The sequence below is a fragment of the Klebsiella sp. GN_Kp190 genome, from assembly GCF_040061795.1.
GTDB lineage: Bacteria > Pseudomonadota > Gammaproteobacteria > Enterobacterales > Enterobacteriaceae > Klebsiella > Klebsiella michiganensis.
On sequence record NZ_JBEAFN010000027.1, the window covers coordinates 313,715 to 321,704 of the forward strand.

Below are 7,990 nucleotides of genomic sequence, written 5' to 3' on the forward strand. Positions count from 1 at the left end.
AATTGTTCACAGATAAAAACAATGAGTTCAAATATAACGGTTTTTGCCGGCTTCAGCACGGGTTAGCATCTCTATCACTGAGGTAATCCGACAATAAGGACCATCTGCTATGCCATTACTGACGTTTGATATCATTGAAGGACGCAGCGAAAGCGAGATCAAAACCCTGCTGGATGCGGCACATCGCGCCGTGGTGCAGGCGTTCAAGGTGCCAGAGCGCGATCGCTACCAGATTGTTCACGAAAACAAAGCTCATCATATGATTATTGAAGATACCGGGCTGGGGCTGACGCGAAGCCGGGAGGTGGTGGTGGTGAGGGTATATACCAGCCCGCGCAGCGAAGAACAGAAGCAGCTTTTTTATGCCACCCTGCAGGCTGAGCTCCGGGAGCACTGCGGGCTGAGCGGCGATGACCTGATGATCTCGGTAATCAGCAACCATAAAGGGGACTGGAGTTTTGGCTGCGGCGTGGCGCAGTACATCACCGGCGAACTTTAGCCCTGGCGGCGATGGGACTGGCGCACGATGGGTTCCCCGGTGCGCCAGGTCGCCGACGGCCCTTCAGTTACATCGATGAGCCGATTCAACGCCTCTTCCACCAGCCGCTCGCGCCGCTGATCGTAGGTAGTAAGCTGCCATTCCGGCGCCGCCGCCTCATCGATATTATCGAAACCGACAATACCCATCGTTAAATCGCGCTCGCGCAGCGCCTGAAGCGCGCCTATCGCCAGAATATCGTTTTCACAGAACAGGGCATCCACTCTTTCGCCTGCGGACGTCGCGTCCAGATAGTCGCTCATCGCCGCATATCCCCGGGTACGTAAATACTGTCCGGCAACCAGCAGAGTATCAAGCCGGCAACCTGCCTGCTCCAGCGCCGCTTCGTATCCTTCCATCCTCATTAAATGGTGCGAGGCGGTATCCGGCCCTTTCATATAGCCAAAAGTGCGATGCCCCTGCGCCAGCAGCAGTTCGGCAAGCTGTTTTCCGGCAATCCAGCCGTCAATATTGACCACCTGGATTTCCGGATGATCGGTATTACGGCCAATCTGCACCAGCGGAACGCGATGAATTTCAGTGGCAATCGCGATGAGTTCCGGCGTCAGGACCGTGGCCATAAACAAGATACCATCAACCTGGAGCTGGTAAGCCAGCGCCATCGCCGTGCGGGTGTTTTCTTCGTCGGTAACGTTAATCACCAGCGCCATGTAGCCGCGATTCTGCAGCTGGCGGGTCACTTCGTTAAGCAGTAGCACCATATTGGGATTGCGCAGCTCGTCTACCGCCACGCCGATAATATGCGTTTTCTTTTGCGTCAGGCTACGCGCCAGTAAATTTGGTCGATATCCCAGAATATTAGCGGCTTTCATCACCTCTTCCCGGGTTTTGGGCTGGATAGAAGCCCCGGGGGTAAATGCCCGGGAAACCGTCCATTTGGAGACGCCAGCCAGTAACGCAACGTCGCTGGCGGTCGCTTTTTGTCGTTTAGGGGCGCTCATACTCGGTTTTAACGTTCCTGATAAAAAACATCCAATAGAACGTAAAATACAGCAAGATAAAATCCGCTCAACAAAAAACGCGCCGCGTTCTCCCGCCCCCCGGAGGGAAAACGCGGCCCGTTATCACTGACTTAATGTGGCGTTGAGGGCATCAATAGACGTCCGTAGCCCTGCTTCAACGCTCATCGTCAGGTCCTCCATCTCCAGCGACACATAACCGTTATATCCGGTCATGCGCAGCACCGAGAAGAACTCTTTCCACCACTTCAAATCCTGTCCACAGCCAACCGCCACGTAGTTCCAGGTGCGGGTTTTGGTCTGCGTAACCGGCTGGTATTCCAGTAAGCCGTCGACATCCGCCAGCCCGCGTTCAATACGCGCGTCTTTGCCGTGAACGTGATAAATCACCCCTTCAAGCTTACGGGCTGCGGCAATCGGGTCTGCCCCCATGGCGATCAGATGCGACGGATCGAGATTCATGCCGATGATGTCGCCAACCGCCTCACGCAGGCGCAGCAGCGTGCTCGGGTTGTAAACCAACTGGCTGGGGAATTCCTCGAGGGCAATCTGTTCGATGCCGTATTCAGCCGCATGGCGGGTAAAAGCCTGCCACCAGGGAATAGCAACCTCGTTCCACTGGTAATCGATCACGCCTGGCATATAGTCCGGCCAGGAAACCGTCGAGGTGATCCAGTTAGGGATTTTATCGTCCGGCCCGCCGCCCGGCAGGCCGCTCATCATGACTATCTTTTTCACTCCCAGCTTCGCCGCCAGCTCGACGGTACGGTAGCTGCTGGCGGTGTGCTTCTCGCCAAGGGCGCCGGGGGCCAGCGGGTTACCCGAACAGTTCAGCGCGACGATCTCCATTCCGCGCTTTTCCAGCTCGCCGCGAAACGCCGCCAGCGCTGCCGGAGAAGCCAGCAGTTCTTCAGTTTTAACATGCGGACAAGGCGACCAGCCGCCTGCGGTCATCTCCACGCCCTCAATGCCGTACTGCTTGACGCGATCGAGCATTTCCGGGAACGCCAGGCCGGCGAGAACATCGGTACAGAGTGCCAGTTTCATATTCTATCCTTCTTAAATGAGTGTCCTTCGAGGATCTGCATAAACGCGTCTTTGCTGTCGGCGCTGGCCAGCAGCGTGGTTTTCACTTCGTCATCAAGCAGGTCTGCCAGATCCGCTATAACATCAATGTGTTCATTGTTTTTTGCCGCCACGGCGACCACAAGGAAGGCCACTTTACCCTCCCCCCAGCCCACGCCATCCGGAAACTGAAGCAGCTGGAAACCGGTTTGCCGCACCAGATCAATACCCTCCTTGCTGCAGTGGGGCATGGCGACCCCCGCCCCGAGCCAGGTAGAGAGCGCCTTTTCGCGCTCCACCATTGATTCAAAAAAACCCTCGCTGACGTAGCCGCTGGCCTGCAGGGAATCCGCGGCAATACGCAGCGCCTTTTTCTTTGAATTCGCCCGACAGCCAATAAAAATATCTTCTGGTTTCAGAGTTAACATGCGCCTCTCCCTTCGTTAATGGGTCAGCGGTAGAGCGCCGGACACTCCGGCAGAGAGACGGCGTGCTTTTCGCCATCCTTCAGCGACGCCAGGCCGGCATCACATACCATCGCCACGACAAATCCGTCCCACGATGATGGCCCGCTCATCTCCGCCCCCAGGTTTACCCGGTCAACGAAATTCTGCACCTCGCGATCGTAGGCGGTGGCGAAACGTTCCATGCAGGTTTTGGGGATAGCGCGGCTATAACCCTGCGCCGAACGGACGGTGGTAAGTGCCTGTTCGGTCAACGCGCTGATGGCATTTTCGCCAATCACTTCACAGCGAATGTCGTAGCCGTAATCGCAGTTAACAAACAGCTCATCATCAATACGTACGCCGGATTCAGTTTCAAAAATCACAATCAACGGATCCTGCAGATGCGCGCAGGCTCTGCGCGTTTTCTTCTGCGGTTTATCGACGCGCACCGAAACGATATTTTCGTTAAGCAGATAGCGGATAATATCGATTTCATGGGTCGCCGAATCGTTAATCGCCATCTCCAGGGTGTAGCTCTCCGGCACGGAGGCGTTGCGATGGGCGCAGTGGATGAGCAATATTTCCCCCAGTTCACCGCTATCCAGAGTGGCTTTTAGCTGGTTGTACCCCGGGTCGAAACGGCGCATAAAGCCCAGCTGCAGCATACGTTTGCCGTAGGCTACTTCAGCATCAATAATCGCTTTGGCTTCATTCGCGGTCGGGGTTAGCGGCTTTTCGCAAAACACCGGTTTACCTGCTTTAATGGCCGCCAGAATTTGTTCTTTATGTACCGGGCCAATAGAGCAAATAAAGATCGCATCCACGTCGTCTGATTGAATCATCTCGACTGCATCGTAATAGGGCTGAGCGCCATATTCGCGGGCAATAGCGTCGGTCACATTACGATTGATATCGCAGACGGCGCTGACCCTGGCGTTCTGGATAACCGTCTGGAAACGCTGGAGATGGTCGCGCCCAATCATACCCAAACCAATTAAACCGATATTAACTGTCATATATTCCTCCACGTTGCTAAATCAGAATCTGAATTTTTGTTCAATTTGTTCGAGGGTTAACCCGCGGGTTTCCGGCAGGAACTTCACCAGCAGAATCAGCATTATGACGTTGGTAGCCGCGAAGAAGCCGAAGGTCATTCCGCCGCCGTAGCTGTTGAGTAAAATCGGGAAAATAGACTGAATGATGAAGTCAAATATCCATAAACCGAATACCGCAAAACCCATTCCCAGACCGCGCATCCGCAGCGGGTAGATTTCCGCGAGCATCAGCCAGAACACCGGTGCGATCCAACCCTGCATAAAGGTCAGGAACACCAGCATCAGGGCGAGAATGATGTAGCTGGCACCGGTAAAGTTGGCGTGCAAGCCGCTGACGCCATCGACGGTTTCCATATGGAAGAAGAGCTTGAACGAGAGGCCAATCAACACCAGGCTAAGGGTGACGCCGATCTGTCCGGTAAAGAACATTTTCCGTCGGGAATGCCTGCCAATTAACAGCATCCCCAGTAGCGTGGCCAGAATAGAGACGACGCCATTAGCCACGGCGCCGGTCACCGCCGCCGCATCGCCAAGTCCGGTGGCTTTCAGCACCGTCGGCGCGTAGTACATAATGGTATTCACGCCGGTTACGCGCGTTGCCAGCACAATCATCAGGCCGATCAAAATCAGCTGCAGTACCCATTTTCTCTTCAGCTCGTCAACAAATCGGCCATGGTTGATGCCAATCTGGCTCACCTGCTGGATATCGCGGATCTCCTGCTCCACCTCTTCGGGCCGACGAATCGTTTTCAGCACCGCAACCGCTTTGTCTATTTGCCCCTTACGCACGAAGAAGCGCGGAGACTCCGGCATTACCAGCATACCAATCCACAGCAGCGCGCCGGGCAGCGCCGGAATGGCCAGCATCAGCCGCCAGTTGTGCGACATGTCGGGATAGAAATTGACAATGGAAGCGTTGACGGAGTAAGCGAGAAACTGCCCGGTGACGATCATCAGTTCGTTGACCGTCACCAGCCGTTCACGCTGCGCGGGTCGCGCCAGTTCGGAAATATAAATCGGCACCGTCACTGACGCACAGCCAACCGCCAGGCCAAGAATAAAGCGGGCGATTATCATCGACGACATATCCCAGGCGACGGCGGTACCGAGGGCGCCAAAGATAAAAATCACCGCCACCCACAGAATATTTTTCCGCCGTCCCTGTCGGTCGGATAGCCAGCCGCCGCCGACAGAGCCGATTGCCGCGCCGAATAATAAAAACGATGTCACCAGCCCTTCCTGCAGAGGAGTGAGGCCAAGATCGTTTTTCATGAAAATCAGCGCGCCGGAAATAACCCCGGTGTCGTAGCCAAAGCACAGTCCACCGATGGTTGAGACGAGGGTTATTAATCTGATTTTCTTATCATTATCTGTTTTACGACTTTCAGTTATCACATGATCGGTCATTTTGTTGTCCTGTCAGGGATGAGCGTTCTATCGTTTTGTTTTTATGAATAAAAAGATCACATTGCCGAACCAGATACGGCAGGTTCTGGCATCAGGAATACATTTGCACCTTTTTGCACCCGGGTGCATTATTTAACAACTTGTTATACTCCGCCGGATTAAAAAATCCATAAAAAGTTATTTTGAAATATTCATTTCGTTAAGGGCGTCAACTTTTTGCTCATTGAATGGCCAATTTTGTCGATCGCAGTCACGATCCGCAGAGCTTGTTGCTTTCGGGGGGAGAAAAATGCCTGGTTCAGGCTAATGGCCGGGGAGGAAGGCAATAAAAAGGGGAACACGTGGGTTAATCCGCGTTCCCCAGAGAGCCGAAAAGCTCATCAGGATTGCCGGGCGCTGGCGATACGCTGTCTGGCTTTTTGTTCAATATTTTCCAGCAGCTCCTGCACGTCGTCTTCATCGATATCGAGAAACTGGCCGTCCAGCAGGGCCGCATGAATATCATCGCGGGTCACCGACAGGCCCAGCGGTACGGCTTTGGCCTTTACCTCTTCCGCGGCCAGCGGGTGCGGGTAGCGTCGTCCCACCAGGTTGTTGAAGACGATGGCCAGCAGCGCCAGCATCAGGGAATTGAGCAATACCGGCGTCAGAACAAAGTGGTAGCCTTCACTCTGCACCCCCGCCCCGCCGAGGATCGCCGTTAACGCCACCGCCCCACCCGGCGGATGCAGGCAGCGCAGGAAATACATACCGGCGATCGCCAGCCCCGCCGCCACGCCGCAGGCCAGCGCCAGGTTCGGGATCGCCATTCCCACGGTCACGCCAATCAGCGCCGAGAGCACGTTGCCGCCGACAATCGACCACGGCTGGGCCAGCGGACTGCTCGGGACGCCAAACAGCAGCACTGCCGATGCGCCCATTGGCGCGATAAACCAGATATTGACCTCGCCTAACAGCCAGTGGCTGAACATGCTGGTCACCGCCAGTCCCGTCCCGGCGCCGAGAGAGGCCAGAACAATATGTTTTCTGGCAACCGGCAGGGCGTGCGGCTTGAGGCGACCGAGGAAAATGCGGATCCGCGAAAAGAGCGATCCGGGTAAAACGCTTAACATCGTGTAGCTCGCTTACGTCATAATAAGAACTTATGTTTCATTTTCTTTTTTTAACCTTATTTTAACAACCATGTCTTTGTCGTGGCTTTTCGTCATTCATTTTGTGAATGTAAAAACGGCGCGCGCTACGTTAAAATCCCCTCACCTCTGGGTATCAGCATTCTATGGATTGAAGGTCAAACACGTTGAATAACAAGATAAAATTAGAGAAAGAGATCGCATGGGCCAGTCAGAATATGCCGCGCACCCTGCGTCAGGTCGCCGCCCTGCCGGATCTCAGCCAGGTGCGTCTCGCCTGCTGTATGCACCTCGATATGAAAATGATCCCCCTGGTGCAGGGAATTCTGGAGAAAGGGGCGAAGGTTTTTCTTACCACCTGTAACCCAACGACGGTGCAGGATGACGTGGTCGCCTGGCTGGTGGAGCGCGGCGCGGAAGCCTGCGCCTGGCGGGATATGAGCGACGCCGAGTGGCAGCAATCCTGGGAAAAAGCGATTGCCTGGCAGCCGACGCATCTGTGCGAAATGGGCGCGGATATTACCACCCTACTGCATCAGCGCGGGGAGTTTGGCAATATCGTCGCGGGCCTTGAGGCGACCGGCTCTGGCGTTAGCCGCCTGGGCGATATTCGCCCCGGATACCCGATTTTTAACTGGGATGATTTGCCGGTAAAAGAGGGCCTGCACAACCGTCATATGGTCGGCCTGACCGCCTGGCACACCTTTTTCCAGACGACCCACCTGACCCTGCATGAGAAAAAAGTGCTGGTCATCGGCTATGGTCTGGTTGGCCAGGGCGTAGCGGCGGCGGCGAAGGCCTTCGGCGGCCAGGTGATGGTAGCGGAAATCGACCCGGCGCGGAGACTACAGGCGGCCTACGATGGCTGGCACGTCGTTGAATTACAGGAGGCGATTGCCTCCGCGGACGTGGTGGCCACGGCGACCGGCGGTAAAAAAGTCGTTAACCGCCAGGCGCTGGATAAGTCCAAAGACGGGGTGTTTATTCTCAACGTGGGTCACGTGGCGGAAGAGATTGACTGTGAGTACCTGCGCCAGTTCCGTCATGAAGAGGTCATGCCCTATATCAACGCTTACCGGATGGGCGATAAAACCGTTTATCTGATGGCGAACGGTTCAATGCTCAACCTGACCGCGGGCTTTGGCGATAGCCTGAACGCCTTTGACGTGACCCTGGCGGTAATGGCCAGCGGCATTCAGCATATCGTGACCGACGGCATGACGGCGCCGGCGGACGTTTATCTCCTGCCGCAGAGCGTATGGCAAAAAGCGCTGTAAGCACGTGCGCTGAATAATTTTCCCGGAGGCGGCGCGCTGCGCCTGTCCGGGCTTGTATGATTACTCCGTCAGAAAGAACCGGCCAGTTCTCT

The 7,990-nt window shown here is 55.3% G+C and carries 8 protein-coding genes; 2 read left to right on the plus strand and 6 right to left on the minus strand.

Annotated elements, in window-relative coordinates:
- Positions 1–109: 109 nt before the first annotated feature.
- Positions 110–499 (plus strand): tautomerase family protein, encoded by a 390-nt coding sequence (locus tag ABLU67_RS16400; protein WP_025106055.1) that lies wholly within the window; start codon positions 110–112, stop codon positions 497–499.
- Here the strand turns inward: ABLU67_RS16400 and ABLU67_RS16405 are convergent.
- From ABLU67_RS16405 to ABLU67_RS16430, 6 genes are all read right to left on the minus strand, one after another.
- Positions 496–1,500 carry a LacI family DNA-binding transcriptional regulator gene (locus ABLU67_RS16405; RefSeq protein ID WP_049069621.1) on the minus strand — a complete coding sequence of 335 codons (1,005 nt, stop codon included), beginning with the start codon at positions 1,498–1,500 and terminating at the stop codon, positions 496–498. The two genes, ABLU67_RS16400 and ABLU67_RS16405, sit on opposite strands and share 4 nt — an antisense overlap.
- 123 nt (positions 1,501–1,623) lie before the next feature.
- On the minus strand, positions 1,624–2,565 hold the full coding sequence (locus tag ABLU67_RS16410; protein ID WP_014230007.1) for a sugar phosphate isomerase/epimerase: 942 nt from the start codon (positions 2,563–2,565) through the stop codon (positions 1,624–1,626).
- Positions 2,562–3,011: a PTS sugar transporter subunit IIA gene (locus ABLU67_RS16415; protein ID WP_014230008.1), complete on the minus strand. Its 450-nt coding sequence runs from the start codon at positions 3,009–3,011 to the stop codon at positions 2,562–2,564. Before ABLU67_RS16415 ends, ABLU67_RS16410 begins: the two co-directional genes overlap by 4 nt.
- A gap of 23 nt (positions 3,012–3,034) precedes the next feature.
- Positions 3,035–4,045 (minus strand): Gfo/Idh/MocA family oxidoreductase, encoded by a 1,011-nt coding sequence (locus ABLU67_RS16420; RefSeq protein WP_014230009.1) that lies wholly within the window; start codon positions 4,043–4,045, stop codon positions 3,035–3,037.
- Positions 4,046–4,066: 21 nt separating this feature from the next.
- Positions 4,067–5,491, minus strand: coding sequence for a sugar porter family MFS transporter (locus ABLU67_RS16425; protein WP_014230010.1), 1,425 nt, complete (start codon positions 5,489–5,491; stop codon positions 4,067–4,069).
- A gap of 380 nt (positions 5,492–5,871) precedes the next feature.
- Complete coding sequence (locus ABLU67_RS16430; RefSeq protein ID WP_014838906.1) at positions 5,872–6,603, minus strand: HPP family protein; 732 nt, start codon at positions 6,601–6,603, stop codon at positions 5,872–5,874.
- 185 nt (positions 6,604–6,788) lie between these two features.
- Between ABLU67_RS16430 and ABLU67_RS16435 the strand changes: the two genes are divergently transcribed.
- Positions 6,789–7,898 carry an adenosylhomocysteinase gene (locus ABLU67_RS16435; protein WP_032720290.1) on the plus strand — a complete coding sequence of 370 codons (1,110 nt, stop codon included), beginning with the start codon at positions 6,789–6,791 and terminating at the stop codon, positions 7,896–7,898.
- The last annotated feature ends 92 nt before the right edge of the window (positions 7,899–7,990 follow it).

Bases quoted from the DNA above. Each gene is read 5' to 3' on its own strand.
- ABLU67_RS16405 (WP_049069621.1), bottom strand. From the start codon at position 1,500: ATGAGCGCCCCTAAACGACAAAAAGCGACCGCCAGCGACGTTGCGTTA.
- ABLU67_RS16400 (WP_025106055.1), top strand. From the start codon at position 110: ATGCCATTACTGACGTTTGATATCATTGAAGGACGCAGCGAAAGCGAG.
- ABLU67_RS16420 (WP_014230009.1), bottom strand. From the start codon at position 4,045: ATGACAGTTAATATCGGTTTAATTGGTTTGGGTATGATTGGGCGCGAC.
- ABLU67_RS16410 (WP_014230007.1), bottom strand. From the start codon at position 2,565: ATGAAACTGGCACTCTGTACCGATGTTCTCGCCGGCCTGGCGTTCCCG.
- ABLU67_RS16425 (WP_014230010.1), bottom strand. From the start codon at position 5,491: ATGACCGATCATGTGATAACTGAAAGTCGTAAAACAGATAATGATAAG.
- ABLU67_RS16415 (WP_014230008.1), bottom strand. From the start codon at position 3,011: ATGTTAACTCTGAAACCAGAAGATATTTTTATTGGCTGTCGGGCGAAT.
- ABLU67_RS16430 (WP_014838906.1), bottom strand. From the start codon at position 6,603: ATGTTAAGCGTTTTACCCGGATCGCTCTTTTCGCGGATCCGCATTTTC.